This is a genomic window from Streptomyces sp. NPDC107538 (genome assembly GCF_055657445.1).
The window spans coordinates 124,251-142,838 of sequence record NZ_JBVKAY010000010.1; the positions used below are offsets into that span (position 1 = coordinate 124,251).

The 18,588-nt window shown below is 72.1% G+C and carries 17 protein-coding genes; 8 read left to right on the forward strand and 9 right to left on the reverse strand.

From position 1 onward, the window contains the following. Nucleotides 1-173 precede the first annotated feature (173 nt). The 3 genes from ACZ7MG_RS30910 to ACZ7MG_RS30920 all read left to right on the forward strand — a co-directional run bounded on the left by ACZ7MG_RS30910 (nt 174) and on the right by ACZ7MG_RS30920 (nt 4,492). Complete coding sequence (locus ACZ7MG_RS30910; RefSeq protein ID WP_471386805.1) at nt 174-2,036, forward strand: ABC transporter transmembrane domain-containing protein; 1,863 nt, start codon at nt 174-176, stop codon at nt 2,034-2,036. Next, nucleotides 2,033-3,814: an ABC transporter ATP-binding protein gene (locus ACZ7MG_RS30915; protein ID WP_471386803.1), complete on the forward strand. Its 1,782-nt coding sequence runs from the start codon at nt 2,033-2,035 to the stop codon at nt 3,812-3,814. The genes ACZ7MG_RS30910 and ACZ7MG_RS30915 overlap by 4 nt, the downstream gene beginning before the upstream one ends. Nucleotides 3,815-4,027: 213 nt before the next feature. Then, complete coding sequence (locus tag ACZ7MG_RS30920; RefSeq protein WP_471386800.1) at nt 4,028-4,492, forward strand: DUF5709 domain-containing protein; 465 nt, start codon at nt 4,028-4,030, stop codon at nt 4,490-4,492. 155 nt (nt 4,493-4,647) lie between these two features. Here ACZ7MG_RS30920 and ACZ7MG_RS30925 read toward each other — a convergent pair whose 3' ends face one another. Then, nucleotides 4,648-5,442 (reverse strand): metal-dependent hydrolase, encoded by a 795-nt coding sequence (locus tag ACZ7MG_RS30925; protein WP_471386798.1) that lies wholly within the window; start codon nt 5,440-5,442, stop codon nt 4,648-4,650. A 166-nt stretch (nt 5,443-5,608) separates the two neighbouring features. On the opposite strand from ACZ7MG_RS30925, the gene ACZ7MG_RS30930 reads away from it, so the two are divergent. Both ACZ7MG_RS30930 and ACZ7MG_RS30935 read left to right on the forward strand, forming a co-directional pair. Then, entirely contained in the window at nt 5,609-8,122 is a 2,514-nt protein-coding gene (locus ACZ7MG_RS30930) for a DEAD/DEAH box helicase (RefSeq protein WP_471386795.1), read from the forward strand. A 19-nt stretch (nt 8,123-8,141) separates the two neighbouring features. Next, nucleotides 8,142-9,017, forward strand: coding sequence for an acyl-CoA thioesterase (locus tag ACZ7MG_RS30935; protein WP_471386792.1), 876 nt, complete (start codon nt 8,142-8,144; stop codon nt 9,015-9,017). A gap of 7 nt (nt 9,018-9,024) precedes the next feature. On the opposite strand, the gene ACZ7MG_RS30940 is transcribed toward ACZ7MG_RS30935, so the two are convergent. The 7 genes from ACZ7MG_RS30940 to ACZ7MG_RS30970 form a co-directional block, all read right to left on the reverse strand. Next, nucleotides 9,025-10,059, reverse strand: a complete 1,035-nt coding sequence (locus ACZ7MG_RS30940; RefSeq protein ID WP_471386790.1) for a DUF6397 family protein — start codon at nt 10,057-10,059, stop codon at nt 9,025-9,027. 130 nt (nt 10,060-10,189) lie between these two features. Continuing rightward, nucleotides 10,190-10,603 carry a roadblock/LC7 domain-containing protein gene (locus ACZ7MG_RS30945; protein ID WP_471386787.1) on the reverse strand — a complete coding sequence of 138 codons (414 nt, stop codon included), beginning with the start codon at nt 10,601-10,603 and terminating at the stop codon, nt 10,190-10,192. A 223-nt stretch (nt 10,604-10,826) separates the two neighbouring features. Beyond that, entirely contained in the window at nt 10,827-11,432 is a 606-nt protein-coding gene (locus tag ACZ7MG_RS30950) for a GTP-binding protein (protein ID WP_471386784.1), read from the reverse strand. 187 nt (nt 11,433-11,619) lie between these two features. After that, a complete protein-coding gene (locus ACZ7MG_RS30955) occupies nt 11,620-12,036 on the reverse strand; it encodes a DUF742 domain-containing protein (RefSeq protein WP_471386781.1) in 417 nt (138 codons plus the stop codon). 20 nt (nt 12,037-12,056) lie between these two features. Further along, a complete protein-coding gene (locus ACZ7MG_RS30960; protein ID WP_471386778.1) occupies nt 12,057-12,494 on the reverse strand; it encodes a roadblock/LC7 domain-containing protein in 438 nt (145 codons plus the stop codon). After that, nucleotides 12,491-15,031: a sensor histidine kinase gene (locus ACZ7MG_RS30965; RefSeq protein ID WP_471386775.1), complete on the reverse strand. Its 2,541-nt coding sequence runs from the start codon at nt 15,029-15,031 to the stop codon at nt 12,491-12,493. The genes ACZ7MG_RS30960 and ACZ7MG_RS30965 overlap by 4 nt, the downstream gene beginning before the upstream one ends. Before the next feature lie 87 nt (nt 15,032-15,118). After that, nucleotides 15,119-15,895, reverse strand: coding sequence for an MHYT domain-containing protein (locus tag ACZ7MG_RS30970; RefSeq protein ID WP_471386773.1), 777 nt, complete (start codon nt 15,893-15,895; stop codon nt 15,119-15,121). Between the two features lie 143 nt (nt 15,896-16,038). Here ACZ7MG_RS30970 and ACZ7MG_RS30975 point away from each other — a divergent pair, with 143 nt between their 5' ends. The 3 genes from ACZ7MG_RS30975 to ACZ7MG_RS30985 all read left to right on the forward strand — a co-directional run bounded on the left by ACZ7MG_RS30975 (nt 16,039) and on the right by ACZ7MG_RS30985 (nt 18,092). Continuing rightward, complete coding sequence (locus ACZ7MG_RS30975) at nt 16,039-16,647, forward strand: class I SAM-dependent methyltransferase (protein WP_471386771.1); 609 nt, start codon at nt 16,039-16,041, stop codon at nt 16,645-16,647. Nucleotides 16,648-16,794: 147 nt separating this feature from the next. Next, nucleotides 16,795-17,091 (forward strand): hypothetical protein, encoded by a 297-nt coding sequence (locus ACZ7MG_RS30980; protein WP_471386768.1) that lies wholly within the window; start codon nt 16,795-16,797, stop codon nt 17,089-17,091. Nucleotides 17,092-17,228: 137 nt separating this feature from the next. Further along, a complete protein-coding gene (locus ACZ7MG_RS30985) occupies nt 17,229-18,092 on the forward strand; it encodes a hypothetical protein (RefSeq protein ID WP_471386765.1) in 864 nt (287 codons plus the stop codon). A 57-nt stretch (nt 18,093-18,149) separates the two neighbouring features. Here ACZ7MG_RS30985 and ACZ7MG_RS30990 read toward each other — a convergent pair whose 3' ends face one another. After that, entirely contained in the window at nt 18,150-18,362 is a 213-nt protein-coding gene (locus tag ACZ7MG_RS30990) for a hypothetical protein (RefSeq protein ID WP_319236786.1), read from the reverse strand. Nucleotides 18,363-18,588: the final 226 nt, after the last annotated feature.

Genomic DNA, 18,588 nt, shown 5'->3' on the forward strand with positions numbered 1-18,588 from the left:
GGGCCTCCCAACGGTGGTCCAGGCCGAAACTTTGCCCGGCGCCGGAAAACCGTTTGCCTCCGACCACGCCGCGACGCGAACCTTTCACGGGCGGCCATCGGCCCTCCCCGCCCCTTTTCTCCCCACTTCTCCCCCCCCATCTCCCCCACCCTGACACGAGCCTCTGGGACGTCATGCAGATTCAAGACCTTCCGTATCAAGACCCGGGTGTGCCGGACGCCCGCTCGGGTCCCCGATTCCTGTGGTGGCTCGGCCGGAATCAGCTCGGCGGACAGTTCAAGGCGTTGGCCTGGGGGTTGTTGCACTTCACCTCCGTGGCCGGGCTGCCGTTCTGCGTCGGCTTCGCCATCCAGGCCGTGGTGGACCGCTCCGGCTCCCGGCTCGCCCTCGCGGGCGTGGTGCTGATGCTGTGCGGGTTCACCATCGCGCTGGGCGACACCTTCCTGCACCGCTCGGCGGTCACCAACTGGATCACGGCCGCCGCGCGCGTCCAGCAACTGCTGGCCCGCAAGACGGCCCAGCTCGGCTCGGCGCTGACCCGCCGGGTCGCGGCCGGTGAGGTCGTCGCGGTCTCCACGGGCGACGTCGAGAAGATCGGCTGGTTCGTCGAGGCCGTCTCCCGCTTCACCGCCGCCGCCCTGACCGTGGTGCTGGTCTGCGTCTCCCTCGTCGTCTACCAGCCCGCGCTCGGCATCGTCGTCGCCGTCGGTGTCCCCGTCCTCGCCCTGACCGTCCTGCCGCTGCTGCCGCGCGCGACCCGCCGGGCCGACCATCAGCGCGAGAAGGCGGGACGCGCGACCGAGCTGGCCTCCGACACCGTCGCCGGCCTGCGCGTGCTGCGCGGCATCGGCGGCGAGGACCTCTTCCTCGACCGCTACCGCCGGGCCTCCCAGGAGGTCCGTCACGCCGCCGTCCGCAGCGCCCGTATGTGGGCCCTCATCTCCGGTATCCAGGTCCTGCTGCCCGGACTGCTGATGATCGCGGTCGTCTGGCACGGCGTGGGTCTCGCCCGCGAGGGCCGGATCACCGTCGGTGAACTGGTCACCGTGTACAGCGCGGTCATGCTGCTGACGTATCCGCTCAGGCACTTCGAGGAGATCGCGATGGCGTACTCCTTCTCCCGGCCGTCCGCCAAGCGGGCCGCCCGGGTGCTGTCGCTGGAGCGGGCCACGGACATCGAGGGTTCCCGCGAGGCCGCCGTGCCCACCGGGGACGTGTACGACCCGGCGACCGGGCTGCTCGCGCCCGCCGGCTGTCTCACCGCCGTGGTGTGCGGCGACCCGGACGCCGCCGGACGCCTGGCGGAGCGGCTGGGCGGCCACGCCTCGGAGGAGGGCACTCCCGTGCTCCTCGACGGCGTACCGCTCGACGAACTGCCCCTCGACTCCGCCCGCACCGCCGTCCTCGTCCAGGACAAGGACCCGGTCCTGCTCTCCGGCACCCTGCGCGAACTCCTCGACGTCCCCGCCTCGGGCACGGTCACCGCCGAGCAGGCGTTGGCCGCCGCCCAGTGCGGCGACGTCCTGGAAGCCCTGGTCCAGGGGTCGCTGGACGCCGACGACCCGATGGACGCGCGGATCACCGAGCGCGGCCGGTCCCTGTCCGGTGGCCAGCGCCAGCGGCTCGCGCTCGCCCGGTCTCTGGTCACGGACCCGGGCGTCCTGGTCCTGGACGAGCCGACCTCCGCCGTGGACTCCCACACCGAGGCCCGGGTCGCCGACGGCATCCGGTCGCTGCGGGCGGGCCGTACGACCGTCGTGTTCACCTCCTCCCCCCTCCTCCTCGACCTCGCCGAACGCGTCGTCCTGGTGCACGAGGGCGAGGTCGCCGCGGTCGGCCTGCACCGCGACCTGCTGCACAAGGAACCCCGGTACCGGGCCGTCGTCACCCGCGAGACCGACGACGAGACCGACGACGAGACCGGCCCGACCGACGGGCCCGCCGAGAAGGGCGCCTTCACGGGCCGGCCGCAGGAACGCAGGACCACCCTCAGCGACGTGCTGGACGAACTGGAAGAGATCGAGGAGACCGCATGATCGGCGTGGCGCCACCGGCCTACGACCCGGCCGCTCCGAAGACGGCGAACACCCTGCCCGTCGGTGCCCCGGCGACCGTCCGTGCCTACGTGGCCGAGCTGTTCCGCAGGCACCGGCGGGCCTTCCTCCTGCTCATCACCGTCAACACGATCGCCGTCGTGGCCTCCATGGCGGGCCCCTACCTGCTCGGCGCCCTCGTCGAACGCGTCTCCGATGGGGCCCGCGAACTCCATCTGGAACTCACGGCGACCGTGTTCGTCGTCGCCCTCGTCATCCAGGCCGCGTTCGTCCGGGAGGTGCGACTGCGCGGCGCCATGCTCGGTGAGCGGATGCTGGCCGACCTCAGGGAGGACTTCCTCGTCCGGTCGGTCGGCCTGCCGCCTGGCGTCCTGGAGCGTGCCGGTACGGGTGACCTGCTGTCCCGCATCACCACGGACATCGACCGGCTCGCCAACGCCATGCGCGAGGCGGTGCCCCAGCTCGCCATCGGCGTGGTGTGGGTCGCGCTGCTCATCGGCGGACTCGCCGTGACCGCGCCCCCGCTCGCCCTCGCCGTGCTGCTGGCCCTGCCGCTGCTGGTGGTCGGCTGCCGCTGGTACTTCAAGCGCGCCCCCTCCGCCTACCGCTCGGAGTCCGCCGGGTACGCCGCCGTCGCCGCCGTGCTCGCGGAGACCGTGGACGCCGGCCGCACCGTCGAGGCCCACCGCCTCGGCGCACGCCGTATCGACCTCTCCGACCAGCGGGTCCGCGAATGGACCGCGTGGGAGCGGTACACCCTGTGGCTGCGCTCGGTGCTCTTCCCGGTCCTCAACCTCACCCACACCATGGTTCTCGGCTCGGTCCTGATCATCGGCGGGGTGTTCGTCCTCCAGGGCTGGCTCGGACTCGGCCAGCTGACCACGGGCGCGCTCATCGCCCAGATGCTCGTCGACCCGATCAACCTGATCCTGCGCTGGTACGACGAGCTGCAGGTCGCCGAGGTGTCGCTGGCCCGCCTCGTCGGTGTCCGGGACATCGAGCCGGACGCCGGCGACCCCGGCGTGGCCCCCGAGGGCCGCCATGTCCACGCCGACCAGGTGCGCTTCGGGTACCGCGAGGGCGTCGACGTCCTGCGCAAGGTGTCCCTGGAGGTCGCGCCCGGCACCCGGCTCGCCCTCGTCGGCCCGTCCGGCGCCGGCAAGTCCACCCTGGGCCGGCTCCTCGCCGGGATCTACGCGCCCCGCGACGGCCGCATCACCCTCGGTGGCGCCGAGCTGTCCCGGATGCCCGCCGAGGACGTCCGTTCCCATGTGGCGCTGGTCAACCAGGAACACCATGTGTTCGTCGGCTCCCTGCGCGACAACCTCCTCCTCGCCCGCACGGATGCCGAGGACGCCGAGCTGTGGGCGGCGCTGGGCGCGGTCGACGCCGACGTCTGGGCACGGGCGCTGGACGAGGGGCTGGACACCGAGGTGGGCTCCGGCGGGCTCGCGCTCACCCCGGCGCAGGCCCAGCAGATCGCACTGGCCCGGCTGGTCCTCGCCGACCCGCACACCCTGGTCCTGGACGAGGCGACCTCGCTCCTCGACCCGCGCGCGGCCCGTCATCTGGAACGCTCCCTCGCCCGTGTTCTCGACGGCCGCACCGTCGTCGCCATCGCCCACCGGCTGCACACCGCCCACGACGCCGACGTCATCGCCGTCGTCGAGAACGGCCGCATCAGCGAACTGGGCAGCCACGACCACCTGGTCGAGGCGGACGGCGCGTACGCGGCGCTGTGGAGGTCGTGGCACGGCTGACCGGGAAGGGCCGGCCCCCGGCCCGTGCCCGGCGGTCCTCGGACCTCTGCCGTTGCGCGGTGCCGAACGCGAGTGGAAGGCTGGTGGTGGGCACTGATTCGGGGGACGCCCGTGAGCCGCCTGGTTCACGGGGTTCGGGCCGTCGCCCAGCGGCCCGCGCGTCCACCCTCGCCGAGCGGTGGCACCGGGCCCGTCCCACCACTGGAGGTACCCGTGGACACAGTCGGCGGCTGGGGAGACGACGTCTACCAGCCAGACGGATCCGAGATCCAGGACGACGCGGGGCTGCTGGACGCCGAGGACACCCTGATCGCCGACGGCGTGGCCGACCCCCTCGACCGGGGCTGGTCCCCGCCGGAGCGCCCCTGGGCGGTGGAGCACTCCGGGGTGACCGCCGCGGAGCGGTTGCGCGGCGAGACCCTGGATCAGCGCCTCGCCGAAGAGATTCCGGACCTCGCCTACCCCGACGGGGACGGCATCGGCGACTCCCCGGACAGCGACGGCGAGCCCCTGGACAACGAGGTGGGTGATCTCCGCTCCGGCCGCCTCGTCGCCCCCGACGAGGGCGCGCACGAGGATGAGGAGAGCGGATTGATCGCCACCGACGTGGGCATCGACGGGGCCGCCGCCTCCGCCGAGGAGGCCGCCATGCACATCGTGGACGAGGACACCGCGTAGGGCCGGCCCGGTCCGGGGCCCGGGGCCGGTCACGTGCCTGGGGTAGGTCACGTGCCCGGGGCAGGTCAGACGGCCGCGGTGTGTCAGGTGCCCGCGACGTGCCAGGTGCCCGCAGCGCGTCAGGTGCCCGCGACGCGCCAGGCGCCCGCAGCGCGTCAGATGACGTTCAGCGCCGCCGCCGCGCCCACTCCGCCGAGCACCATGAACACCGGCATCAGCACCCGCAACTCCACCCAGCTGCCCGCCCGGAACCGCATCGCCTTCGGCGGCCCCAGCGGGTACCAGCGCTTGCGCCCGATCGGTATCGGCCACAGGATCGGGCAGCCCGACACGGTCAGCGAGTCCCCGATGTCGTGCACGAGCGCGCCGAGCACGATCGGCAGCCCCAGCCAGAGATACTCCTGGCCCGGCTGCGTGAACAGCCAGTCCGCCCCGTTGCCCGGCTTGTCCAGGACCCCCGCGAGGATCCAGGCGCTGGTCGCCGCCAGCAGCCACACCAGCACATCGCTGCTGGAACCCCGGGCCGCCCGCCACAGCAGACCCTCGATGGCCAGCACCATGTGCACGAAGAGGATGGCCAGCACCGCCCAGCGGCCCCCCGTGATGGCGAGGGCGGAGGCACCGGCACCGAGCAGGGCCGCCCACAGCCAGGTGTGGGTCAGTGTGCGGTGCCCGCCCGAGCGGCGCGGGTCGCCCTGCTTCTTCGTCGCCTTGTAGACGGCGTACGAGAGCTTGTCGACGATCTCGCAGACCCAGCGCGACAGCGGGCCAAAGGAGCGGGAGATCGTGGCGGCCTTGTGGTCCAGGTCGGGGGCGAGCGCGGCGCCCGCGCAGATCAGCGCACCGACCAGGAGGACCGGCCAGGGCATCGTGTGTCCGGCGGCGGCCGCCGCCGCTCCTACGCCGAGCCAGGCCGCGGCTCCCGACAGTGAGTGTGCTGGTCCCATCATGGCCGTGCCCCGTCCCATTCCGTCCGTGCCGCTGTCCAGGTGCCTTGTGCCGCTGTCCAGTTGTCCAGGTGCGCTGACGTTCCGTCGGCGCCACAGCGTAGCGTTCGCGATCTTCGGTCCGGCAGCCGATTCCCCCATCGGGTGCGCGGGCAGGCAAGATGGGGGCGTGACCCTCATCGATCAGCTGCCGCGGACCGCCGACCCCGACGCCCTCTACGAAGCCTTCGAGTCGTGGGCCCAGGAACGCGGTCTCACCCTCTATCCCCACCAGGAGGAGGCGCTCATCGAGGTGGTCTCCGGCGCGAACGTGATCGTGTCGACGCCCACCGGCTCCGGCAAGAGCATGATCGCGGCGGGCGCCCACTTCGCGGCCCTCGCCCGTGACGAGGTCACCTTCTACACCGCCCCGATCAAGGCGCTGGTCTCGGAGAAGTTCTTCGAGCTGTGCAAGATCTTCGGCACCGAGAACGTCGGCATGCTCACCGGCGACGCCTCGGTGAACGCCGACGCCCCCGTCATCTGCTGCACCGCCGAGGTCCTGGCCTCCATCGCGCTGCGCGACGGCAAGCACGCCGACGTCGGCCAGGTCGTGATGGACGAGTTCCACTTCTACGCGGAGGCCGACCGCGGCTGGGCGTGGCAGATCCCGATCCTGGAGCTGCCGCAGGCCCAGTTCATCCTGATGTCGGCGACCCTCGGCGACGTCTCGATGTTCGAGCAGGACCTCACCCGGCGCACCGGCCGCCCCACCTCGGTGGTCCGCTCGGCGACCCGTCCGGTGCCGCTCTCCTACGAGTACGTGCTGACCCCGCTGACGGAGACGCTCACCGAGCTGCTCGCCACCAAGCAGGCTCCCGTCTACATCGTGCACTTCACCCAGGCGCAGGCCGTGGAGCGGGCGCAGGCGCTGATGAGCATCAACATGTGCACGCGGGAGGAGAAGGACCAGATCGCCGAGCTGATCGGCAACTTCCGCTTCACCACCAAGTTCGGCCGCAACCTCTCCCGTTACGTGCGGCACGGCATCGGTGTCCACCACGCCGGCATGCTGCCCAAGTACCGGCGGCTGGTGGAGAAGCTGGCCCAGGCCGGTCTGCTGAAGGTCATCTGCGGCACGGACACCCTCGGTGTCGGTGTCAACGTCCCCATCCGTACGGTGCTGTTCACCGCGCTCACCAAGTACGACGGCAGCCGGGTGCGGACGCTGCGGGCCCGTGAGTTCCACCAGATCGCGGGCCGCGCCGGGCGGGCCGGTTTCGACACGGCGGGCTACGTGGTGGGGCAGGCGCCCGAGCACGTCATCGAGAACGAGAAGGCGCTCGCCAAGGCCGGTGACGACCCGAAGAAGCGCCGCAAGGTGGTCCGCAAGAAGGCGCCCGAGGGGTTCGTCGGCTGGACCGACAACACCTTCGAAAAGCTCATCGCCTCCGACCCGGAACCGCTGACCTCCCGTTTCCGGGTCACCCACACGATGCTGCTGTCGGTGATCGCCCGGCCGGGCAACGCGTTCGAGGCGATGCGTCATCTGCTGGAGGACAACCACGAGCCGCGTAAACAGCAGCTGCGGCACATCCGCCGTGCGATCGCGATCTACCGTTCGCTCCTCGACGGCGGCATCGTCGAGAAGCTCGACGAGCCCGACGCCGAGGGCCGTATCGTCCGCCTGACGGTCGACCTCCAGCAGGACTTCGCGCTCAACCAGCCGCTGTCCACGTTCGCGCTGGCCGCGTTCGAACTGCTGGACCCGGAGTCCCCGTCGTACGCCCTCGACATGGTGTCCGTGGTCGAGTCGACGCTGGACGATCCGCGGCAGATCCTCGCCGCCCAGCAGAACAAGGCGCGCGGTGAGGCCGTGGCCGCGATGAAGGCGGACGGGGTCGAGTACGAGGAGCGCATGGAACGGCTCCAGGACGTCAGCTACCCCAAGCCGCTGGAGGAGCTGCTCTTCCACGCGTACAACACCTACCGCAAGAGCCATCCGTGGGTCGGCGACCATCCGCTGTCGCCCAAGTCCGTGATCCGGGACATGTACGAACGGGCCATGTCCTTCACGGAGTTGACCTCGTACTACGAGCTGGCCCGCACCGAGGGCATCGTGCTGCGCTACCTGGCCGGTGCCTTCAAGGCCCTCGATCACACCGTCCCCGACGACCTGAAGTCGGACGATCTGGAGGATCTGATCGCCTGGCTCGGCGAGATGGTGCGCCAGGTGGACTCCAGCCTCCTCGACGAGTGGGAGCAGTTGGCCAACCCCGAGGAGATGACGGCCGAGGAGGCCCAGGAGCGGGCCGACCAGGTCAAGCCGGTCACCGCCAACGCGCGTGCCTTCCGGGTCCTCGTCCGCAACGCCCTGTTCCGCCGTGTCGAACTCGCCGCCCTCGACCAGATCGGCGAGCTGGGCGAGATGGACGCCGAGTCCGGCTGGGACGCCGAGCGGTGGGGCGAGGCGATGGACAAGTACTGGGACGAGTACGAGGACCTCGGTACCGGCCCCGACGCTCGTGGCCCCCGGTTGCTGATGATCGAGGAGGAGCCGCAGAACGGGCTGTGGCGCGTCCGGCAGACCTTCGCCGACCCGAACGGCGATCATGACTGGGGCATCAGCGCGGAGATCGACCTGGCGGCCTCCGACGCCGAGGGACGCGCCGTCGTCAAGGTCACCGACGTCGGCCAGCTGTGAGCACAGGAGAGGCCAGCACATGACGACCAACCCCGCCGAGCGGCTCGTCGACCTGCTCGACCTGGAGCAGATCGAGGTCAACATCTTCCGCGGCCGCAGCCCGCAGGAGTCCCTGCAGCGGGTCTTCGGCGGCCAGGTCGCCGGCCAGGCGCTGGTCGCCGCCGGGCGCACCACGGAGGGCGACCGGCCGGTGCACTCGCTGCACGCGTACTTCCTGCGCCCGGGCCGTCCGGGCGTGCCGATCGTGTACCAGGTCGAACGGGTCCGCGACGGGCGGTCGTTCACCACGCGCCGGGTCACCGCCGTGCAGCAGGGCCGCACGATCTTCAATCTGACCGCCTCCTTTCACAAGCCTGAAGAGGGGAGCTTCGAGCATCAGCTGCCGCCGACCCGGAAGGTGCCGGACCCCGAGTCGCTGCCGACGGTGTCGCAGGAGATCATCGAGCATCTGGGCGCGCTTCCCGAGCAGTTGGAGCGCATGGCCCGGCGTCAGCCCTTCGACATCCGGTATGTCGACCGGCTGCGCTGGACCCCCGAGGAGGTCGAGCACGCCGAGCCACGCAGCGCGGTGTGGATGCGGGCCGTGGGACCGCTGGGGGACGACCCGCTCGTGCACACCTGCGCGTTGACGTACGCCAGCGACATGACGCTGCTGGACGCCGTCCGTATCCCGGTCGAGCCCCTGTGGGGACCGCGTGGCTTCGACATGGCGTCGCTGGACCACGCCATGTGGTTCCACCGGCCGTTCCGCGCGGACGAGTGGTTCCTGTACGACCAGGAGTCCCCGATCGCGGTGGGCGGTCGCGGACTGGCCCGCGGTCGCATCTACGACCTGGAGGGGCGTCTGCTCGTGTCGGTCGTCCAGGAGGGGCTGTTCCGCAAGCTCGGGGCCTGACCGTCGGTCAGGGGTTTTCGCGCCGGAGCCAGCCCAGCAGGCCGCGTCGTCCCTCGGGTGCCGTGCCGGCCGCCGGCGGTGCCTTCTTGGGGCGCCGTCGGCCCGGGGGTGAGGGCGGCGCCGGTCGCGCCGCCTCGGCTCGGGTCCCCGGCCGCTCGACGGCGGTCGCTGTCGGCAGGGTGCGCCGGGGCCGCGGGGCGAGCCGGTGGGCGCGGGCCTCGGCGAGGGACTGCCGGAGGTTCGTCCGCAGCCATTCGATCTCATCGGGGTCGTCCGCCGTCATGATCCGCGCGGTGATCCGTGCGGCGGGGGCGTCGGGCGGGCCGTGGTCGGCCCGCACGGGCAGGTGGCGGTTCAGGTGGGCGCGCTCGTAGGGGTCCTGGACGATCTCGGCGACCTGGATCGGGTCGAGCAGCGAGGCCGGGGCGGCGACCCGCTGCCAGGGGTCGTCGGCCTGTCGCAGCAGGAGTCCGAGTCGGCGTCCCCGCCAGTTCCGGGGGCGCAGGTCCAGCCCGGCTTCCAGTCGGCGCCTCAGCTCTGCCGGAGCACGGCCGGTCAGCCAGGGTGCGTTCTGCTCGTCGGCGGCGAACTGCCGTAGCTCGGCGGCCAGATAGAGCCAGACCACGGCGCGATAGCGGTTCAGGTAGAACGTGACGGGCGTGACCACGCCCAGCCGTGCGAGCCGCATGAACCGTGAGACCGGCACGCCCAGGATCTCGGCGCTGTCCGCGGAGCCCAAGGCCTCGACGCGTTCGCGCAGTGCCTCCGGGAAGCGCTCCTCGGCGCGGAGCCGGTCGATCTCCGCCTGGGCGACCCGACGGCCTCCTCCGCCGTCGTCGACCACTGTCCGCAGGCAGCCCAGTTGGACGGCGAGGTCGAGTTCGCTTCGTTTCAGGCCCAGTTCCCGGGCGGCACGGCCGAGTGCGAGCGTGCGGCCGGTCACCCCGGCGGGCACCGGGGCCGCGCCGCTCGGGGTGGTGAGCGTGCCGGGACGGGTGGTCGTACGGCGGGTGGCGGATCGTGTGACGGTGTTGCCGGACATGGTGGTTCTCCCCCGTGTGGTGCGGTGCTCGCGCCGGACTCGCGCTCGCCTCGGGAAAAACCGTAGCCCGTTCGCCGGAAATCGTGGCGGGCCTGTGGATAACTCTGCCCGCGACCGGAAGAACAGCAGGTCAGCGGTCCATCGCTGCCGAGCGTTCGGGCCGGCGGACATCGACCCCGAGGTGTTCGCCGACGCGATTCACCAGCAGCGTCATCTCGTAGGCGATCTGACCGATGTCCGCCTCCGCGGCGCTGAGCACACACAGACAGCTGCCCGGTCCGGCCGCGGTGACGAAGAGCACCGCGTCGTCGAACTCGATCATCGTCTGCCGTACGTCACCGGCGCCGAAGTGGCGGCCCGAGCCCTTGGCCAGGCTGTGCAGTCCCGACGAGACCGCGGCGAGGTGTTCGGAGTCCTCGCGCCGCAGACCCGTACTCGCCGCGGTGACGAGTCCGTCGTTGGACAGCACCAAGGCGTGCCGTATGGGTTCCACGCGCTCGGTCAGGTCGTCCAGCAGCCAGCCGAGTCCCGCGTTCTGCGCCATCGCTCGTACTCCCCGTGTGTCGTTCTCCCTGGCAAGGAGGATCCGACGATTCAGCCTTCCCCACTGCTGCCGCCGGAGCAAGCAGGAGGGGGACATGGCAAGGAAGATGACCGACAAGGAATGGCGGGCCTTCTTCGCGAAGGGCGACAACGGGGGCTTCCCCACCCGAAACAACGCTGTCAACGGACGGAAACCGGCCAGGGAGAGGCAGGTTGACGCCGATTCAGCCCACGGAGTCGAGCAGTCGGGCGGTGTGCATCCGTCCGGCGTATTCGACGAGCCGTATGAGCACTTCCTTCCCGGAGTCGCGGTCCCGGGCGTCGCAGAGGACCACAGGGGTGCCCTGGTCGAGGTCGAGCGCACGGGAGACGTCGGGAGCGCCGTACGCGCGGGCGCCGGAGAAGCAATTGACGGCGACCACGAACGGGATGTGGCGGTGCTCGAAGTAGTCGACGGCCGGGAAGCAGTCCTGCAGGCGCCTGGTGTCCGCGAGGACGACAGCGCCTAACGCCCCTTGCGCCAACTCGTCCCACAGGAACCAGAACCGGTCCTGGCCCGGGGTGCCGAACAGGTAGAGCGAGAGCCCGGACCTGATGGTGATGCGCCCGAAGTCCATGGCGACGGTGGTGGTGACCTTCTGGTCCACCCCGTCGGTGTCGTCCACGGACTGGCCCACCTCGCTCAGGAGTTCCTCGGTGCGCAGCGGCCTGATCTCGCTGACGGCGCCGACCAGCGTGGTCTTGCCCACGCCGAATCCACCGGCGACGAGGATCTTCAGTGCCAGGGCGCCCGTGTCGCCCTCTGTCTCATCGGAGTGCTCGGAGACCATCGATCACTTCTCTCGGGAGTGTCGGCCGCGGTCGACAGGGGTTCGGCGGTGAGAAGTCAGCATCATGGCAACTGCCACTCGTCCGTGTGGCGTTGGACCGGTTTTTCATGTCGCTGACTGCTTTGCGTACATTCGGTGCCGGATTGGATGCACAAGTCGATACGGTCGGCCCCCTGTGCTGGTTCATCTACAGCGCCCTCAGCCCCTCGATCACCTCGCGCAGGATCCGTTCGTCCGGCAGGTGCGCGGGCGGAACGGGGCGGCTGACGGTGACGCGGCCCCCCTCCAGGAGGTCGCCGAGGAGTACCCGCACCACGCCGACGGGCAGGTCGGCACCGGCGGCGAGTTCGGCGACCGACTGGGTCTCGGTCCGGCACAGGTCGACGAGCGCGCGGTGTTCCGGGCCGAGCGAGGTGTCGTCGTCGGCCCCGGGGGCGCCGGTGTCGAGGGAGACGAGTGCGATCAGGTCGAAGCGGGCGCCGCCCGGGCCGGGCCTGGTGCGTCCGCCCGTCATCGCGTAGGGGCGGACGAGGGGCCCGGCCTCGTTGTCGTACCACCGGCTGCCCGGCGGCTCGTGCGAAGCGCCTGTGCTGCCCTCGGTCATGAGCACGGCCCGTCCCTGGTTCATCCGGCCGCGGGCGGGCGCGCGCCGCTGCGGGTCGGGGTGAACAAGTGCTCTCCGACGCGCTTCACCAGCCGCGCCATCTCGTAGGCGACCAGTCCGATGTCGGCCGTGACGGAGGTGAGGAGGGCGAGGCAGGAGCCGTCTCCGGCGGCGGCGACGAAGAGGAAGCCGTCGTCCATCTCCACCATGGTCTGGCGGACGCCGCCGGCCCCGAAGTGGCGGCCCGTGCCCTTGGCGAGGCTGTGGAAGCCGGAGGCGACGGCGGCGAGGTGCTCGGCGTCCTCGCGGGTGAGGTCGCTGGAGGCGCCGACCGCGAGCCCGTCGTTGGACAGCACCACGGCGTGCCGTACCTCGTGCACGCGCAGTACCAAGTCGTCCAGCAGCCAGTCGAGTTCACCGGACCGGTCGGTGGCCCTGGTGCTCGGGTCCTGGATCATGCGGGGTCTCCTTCGCTGCTGTCGCTGCCCGTCGCGGGGCCGGGGGTGGCGCCTTGGCCGGGTGCCCTGCCGCCGCCTCGGGTCCAGCCGTCGCGGTAGGCCGTCATGCGGTCGCGTACGAGTTCCGGGGTGCGTTCGTCGTCCGTCGGGGTGGTGGCGGCCTGGGCGGGTTGCCCGGTGCGCTGTTCGCGCAGCTGCGGGGCGAGGTGCGCCTGGCGTACGCGGCGCGGCAGTTCGTCGGGGTGTTCGGGTTCGGGCCGGTGGCGGTGGGGCCGCAGGGTGGTGACGCCGGCCGGCGGCTCGGACGGGCCGTCCGCCGCGGTCCGCCCGTGCCCGGTGGAGACGACGGGGGCCATGAGGGCGCGCCGGTCGGCGGCCTGTGCGACGGGTTCCTGGTGCGGGGCGGCGGCCACGCGCGCGTACTCGCGTTCCTCGTTCGGTGGAGACGCCTCGGCGGTGGCGCGGGGGGAACGTTCCGGCACGCCGCTGTGCAGCAGGGCGGTGGGGAGGAGGACCACTGCGGTGGTGCCGCCGTAGGGCGAGGTCCGCAGGTGGACCTTGATGCCGTGACGGGCGGAGAGCCGGCTCACCACGAACAGGCCGAGGCGATCACTGTCGAACAGATCCAGGGCCTCGGACTGTTCGATGCGGCGGTTGGCCTCGGTGAGGGTCTCCTTGCCCATGCCGAGCCCCCGGTCCTCGACCTCCACGGCGTATCCGTTGCCGACCGGTTCACCGGTGATCCGCACACGCGTGTGGGGCGGCGAGAACTGGGCCGCGTTCTCCACCAGTTCCGCCAGGAGGTGCGTGAGGTCGGCGACCGCCGTACCGACGATCTTCGCCTCGGGGAGCTGCCGTACCTCCACGCGCGCGTAGTCCTCGATCTCGGAGACGGCCGCGCGGACCACGTTCGTCAGGGAGACGGGCATGCGCCACGCCCGGCCCGGCGCGGCTCCGGAGAGGATGATCAGGCTCTCCGCGTGGCGGCGCATCCGCGTGGTGAGGTGGTCGAGGCGGAAGAGGTCGCTGAGTTCGTCGGGGTCGTCGGAGCGGCGTTCCATGCTGTCGAGCAGGCTCAGTTGGCGGTGCACGAGGACCTGGCTGCGGCGGGCGAGGTTCACGAAGACACCGGAGATGCCGCCGGCGAGTTCGGCGCGTTCGACGGCCGCGCGGAGGGCCGCCCGGTGCACGGTGGCGAGGGCCTCGGCGACCTGACCGGTCTCGTCCTCTGCGGGCGGTCCGGGCGGGGCCTCGGTGTCGACGTCGATCTCCTCCCCGGCCCGCAGTCTCCGCATGGCGTGGGGCAGTTTGCGGCGGGCGATCTCCAGGGCGCCGTTGCGCAGGCTCACCAGCTCGACGACCAGGCCGCGTCCGATGCGGACGGAGATGACGAGCGAGGCGACGACCGCGGCGAGACCGAGGAGCACGGCCGCGCCCGCCGGGGTGAGCAGGGCGCGGGTGAACGGGTCGGCCCGGTCGGCTGCCTGGTGTCCGGCGGCGGCCTCGATGCCGCGCATGTCGTCCCGTACGCGCGCGTGGGCGGACGTCCAGGCCGCCTCGGGAGCGGCGCGGAGCGCCTGGGCCCCGGGGTGGCTCGCGAGCACCTCGTCCTCGACGGCGCGCAGGTCGGCGTAGGCGCTCAGGCCGGCGAGTTCCTGCCAGGCGGCACGTTCGGGGCCGCGCAGATCCGCGCCGGCGGCCTCGGTCAGGGTGCGGCGGGTGTCGACGGCGCCGGTGAACAGGCGCAGCCGCTCGCGGTCGAGGGTTCCGGCCAGCCGGGCGCCGGCCAGGAGCGTGTCCTCCTGGGCCAGGGCCTCGCCCGCGCGGGAGAACTCCAGCAGCACGCGCGCGTCGGAGCCGGCGCCGGCGTCCTGGACGCCGGTGAGCGCGCCTCCCACGCCGAAGGCCGTGGAGACGGTCGTGGTGTACCGCTCGTAGGTCTCGGTCCAGCCGCTGCGGCGGTCGAGCACCGAGGTCCGCAGCGCGCGCAGTTGTTCGGCGCCGGTCACGAAGGCGGTGAGGCGTTCGGCCACCGCCGGGGGCAGGTCGGTGCCGTCGGCGATGGTGTGCCGGTCGCCGAGGCGCAGTGCGTCGACCGCCTGTTCGGTGCGCTGCGACAGCCTGCGCAGGGCGCGCTCCCGTTCCGCGGAGGGGGCGGTGGCGTACCGTACGGCGGCCACGCGCTCGGCCTGGAGCGCTTCGACGGCGTCGGCGACCGGGCCGCGCACCGAGGCGTCGACGCGCTGTGTCTGCCGGAAGCGGGCGACGTCCTGGGCGGTGGTGACGGTGGCGTACGCCCACAGGGCGAGCAGGGAGACGACGGGCACCATCAGCAGGCAGACGATCTTGGCGCGGACGGTGCGGGGGCGCAGGTGCCGTCGCCCCGCGCGCGTGGGCGCACCGAACGTCGGGGCGCCGGTCTCGTCGGGGTCGAGGCGTTCGTCGGCCGGGGGTCCCGCGTGGGCGCGGCGGCCGCGTATCGCGGGCTGGGGCGGCGCCTCGGCGCCGGCTGTCGGGGTCCTGCGGGGTGTACGCATGGCCTCCTCGATCGGAGTGGTTCGGAGGGCGGGCCTCGAAGGACGCCGCGCGCGGCTGGTCGGCAGACCTCGAGAAGCGCCGCGCGGCTAGTGGGCGGCGGCGTTCTCGACGGGCCGCTGGGCCGACGCGGACGCCTCGCGCTCCCCGGCCGTGGGCGACAGTGCGACGAACGCCGAGGTGAGGAAGAGGTAGGACCCGAGGCCGACGGCGAGGGGGAAGATGAACTGCATCGCCGTGGCCCCGGGCAGCACCGCCCCGGACGGGGCGACCTCCACACGGACCGCCCACATCGCGGTGTAGTGCATGCTGCTCACCGCTCCGCCCATGACCAGGGAGGCGGCGGTGACCGCGAGGGGCGACTCGATGTTGAGTGCCGCCCAGAGGGCGGCGGTCGCCGCGACCACGGCGATCACGACGGAGAGCGCGACGAGCGCCGGGTCGTAGCTCACGTCGCCGTGCAGCCGCACGGCCGCCATGCCCAGGTAGTGCATGCTGGCGACGCCCAGACCGGTGGTGAGCCCGCCGATCAGCAGCGCACGGGCGCGGCTCGGGCTGTAGCCGACGGCGAAGACCCCGGCGCAGACCACGATCATGGCGACGAGGAGGCTCAGGACGGTCAGCGGCACGTCGTAGCGGATCTCGGTGCCGCTGACGCCGAAGCCGAGCATCGCCACGAAGTGCATGGTCCAGATGCCGGTGCCGATGGCCGAGGCCGCGGTGACGAGCCAGTTGCGGCGGGACCTGCCGGTGGTGCCGAGCGCGCGGACCGTACAGCGAAGTCCGAGCGCGGCGCCGATGGCGGCCATGACGTACGACAGCACGGGGGTCAGCCAGCCGAAGGTGGCGTGGTCCAGGTGTCCCATGGCTCCGGGACGCTAGTGGGAGCACAGGAGCACACAGGGGGCGCATTTCGAAAGGTGCTGGAATGTGGCGCATATATGCACTGGAACGATCGCCTGCCGCCCGAACATGCGCGTCGACCCGTCCGCCGTTGCGGTGAGGGATCATGCGGAGCATGAGCGACGACCACACACACGTCCTGGAGTTCTTCACGGCGCGGGCCGCGCACTGGGACGCCCGGTTCCCCGACGACGGGCCCGCCCACGCCGCCGCGGTCGCCGAACTCGGTCTGGGCGCGGGCGACCGGGTGCTCGACGCGGGGTGCGGCACGGGGCGGGCCCTGACGCCGTTGCGCGCCGCCGTGGGGCCCTCCGGGGTGGTGCTGGGAGCCGATCTGACTCCCGCCATGCTGGAGGCGGCCGTACGGGCCGGGCGGGACGGCGACGGGCAGTTGCTGGTCGCCGACGTGGCCGCGCTGCCGTTGCGGACGGAGTCGCTCGACGCGGTGTTCGCCGCAGGCCTCGTCGCACACCTCCCGAACCCCACCGAGAACCTGCGGGAGCTGGCGCGGGTGGTCCGGCCGGGCGGCACACTGGCGCTCTTCCACCCCATCGGCCGGGCCGCGCTCGCCGCGCGCCAGGGGCGGCACCTCACCCCGCAGGACCTGCGCGCCGAGGCGAACCTCGGTCCGCTGCTGGCCGGTGCGGGCTGGCACATGACGTCGTACGCCGACGAGGACGCCCGCTTCCTCGCGCTCGCCGCGCGCGTCGGCTGATCCCCGGCACCGGCAGGGGCACGTCACCCGAGTCCTGAATGTGCCGTTCGCCGCGCTTCACCCCGCACTCCCCCTTCTGTGGCCGCACCTCCGTCTCTACGTTGAGGAGAACGAGCTGTGACACCGACACGGGGGTAGGTAGCCCATATGTTCGGCAACGTTCGCAAGTCCTTCGGCAGATTCCTCGACTCGTTGCGCACGGAGACCACCTCGCAGGAGGCCAAGCGCACACACAACCTGTTCGAGGCGGCCGCCGTCTACATCTCGGCGTGCGCCGAGGACGACCAGGAGCAGATCGACGAGGCGGTGACCTGGGTGTCGCCCGAGGCGCTGTCGTTCGGGGTCAGCGAGCTGGCGTGCCGGGCGGTCATCGCCCTCGCACGGGAGCGGGACGAGTCGCCGCAGACGGTCGCGCGGTCACTTCTGGGGCTGCCCGCCGCCTGAACGAGTGAGGGGCACCGGTCGATTCGCCCTGTCCGCCCGGACACCCGCAGCTCCGCACGGGGTTCACGCTCGTGACAAGGGCCCGCCGGGCGCATTAGGGTGCGCCGACGGACGAGCGAGAGCAATGGGAGGCCGGCATGGCCGGGACGGACGACGACGCCGTCACCGCCGGGGACGACGACGCGCTGTATGTGCTGACGGCGGTACTGCTCACGCCCGCGAACTTCCCCAGTGTGCTGGGCGACGACTATCCGGAGGCCTGCGCGGCCCTCGGCCTCGCTCCGCTCGCCGACGGGTACGGCATCGTCCTGGGACAGGACGGCGAGGGCGCCCGGTGGACGGTGGCGGTGGACGACGTGTCGCTGGTCGCCGTGGCCATCGCATCGTGGGACTGCGGTATGGAGTACGACCTGTCGCCCGACGAGGACTCGGTCGTGGCCGCGCTGCCGGGCTGGCCGCTCGCGGTCGCCGTCGCGGCCCCGGGGGTGCCCGCTCCGCACGACCCCGATCCCGAGGTCTCGGACCTGCCACCGCTGAGCCCGCCGGACACCGGCATCTGGGGGCCCGCCCAGCGGCGCCTGGGCGCCGACGAGATCGCGCTGCAGTGGGCGATGTGGCGGGAGCAGATCGACGACGCCGCCTTCGCCGGGCAGGGCGACTCCGGCCTGCCCGCGGCCGGTGACGCCGCGGAGGCCGGGAGGGCCACCGGCTCCGGCCAGGACGAGGGCACTCCCCGTACGGGCATCCGCCGCGTGCTCGCGGAGGCACGCGCGTACGTGGACTCCCCGCCGCCCCTGGGCCGGGTCCGCTCCTCGTTCGCGCCGGGCGGCGCCCGGACCCTGCGTGCCGACGGTCCCGGCTGGTCGATGGTGGCCAGGACCGACGACATCGCGTTCGTCCTTCTCGACGAGGAACCCGGCGAGGTGCTGCCGGTGGGCCGGGGACCGGAACTGCCCGGCCTCCTGGAGTCCCTCGACAAGATCGCCGTACGCCCGAACTGATCCCTCGCCCCGAGCCGTATGTGCCCCACCGGCCCGCACTCGCGGGCCGGTGGCGGTTCAGCGGCCGAGCTCCTTGCGGCCGGCCCGACGCAGCCTGCGCCGCTGCGAGGGGTCCAGTGCGAGGTACGCGGCCGTGGGGATCCCCAGGACTATCAGGAGATTGGCCCAGAAGGGGAACGGCAGCAGGATCAGCAGGACGATCCCGATGGCCGCACCCCCCGCGGCGATCTTCGTGCTCTTCGACATCTCCGTCGCCTCCTTCGCGGCCACTGCCGCTCTCTGTCCTGAAAAACGGGAGCGGACCGCCCGCAGTTCCGGACCACGACCCTGACGCGTCCCTGAGTCGAACCCCCGTACAACCCTGAGATGCCCCCGCCACCGAGCGGGAAAAGTGACCCACATCACTTCGCAGCATGCCACCCGGATGTTTGAAGTGAGGTAACCTCGGCGATTCTGGCTACGGTAGTCAAATTTGAGGAGTCTAGCATCCCAGTGC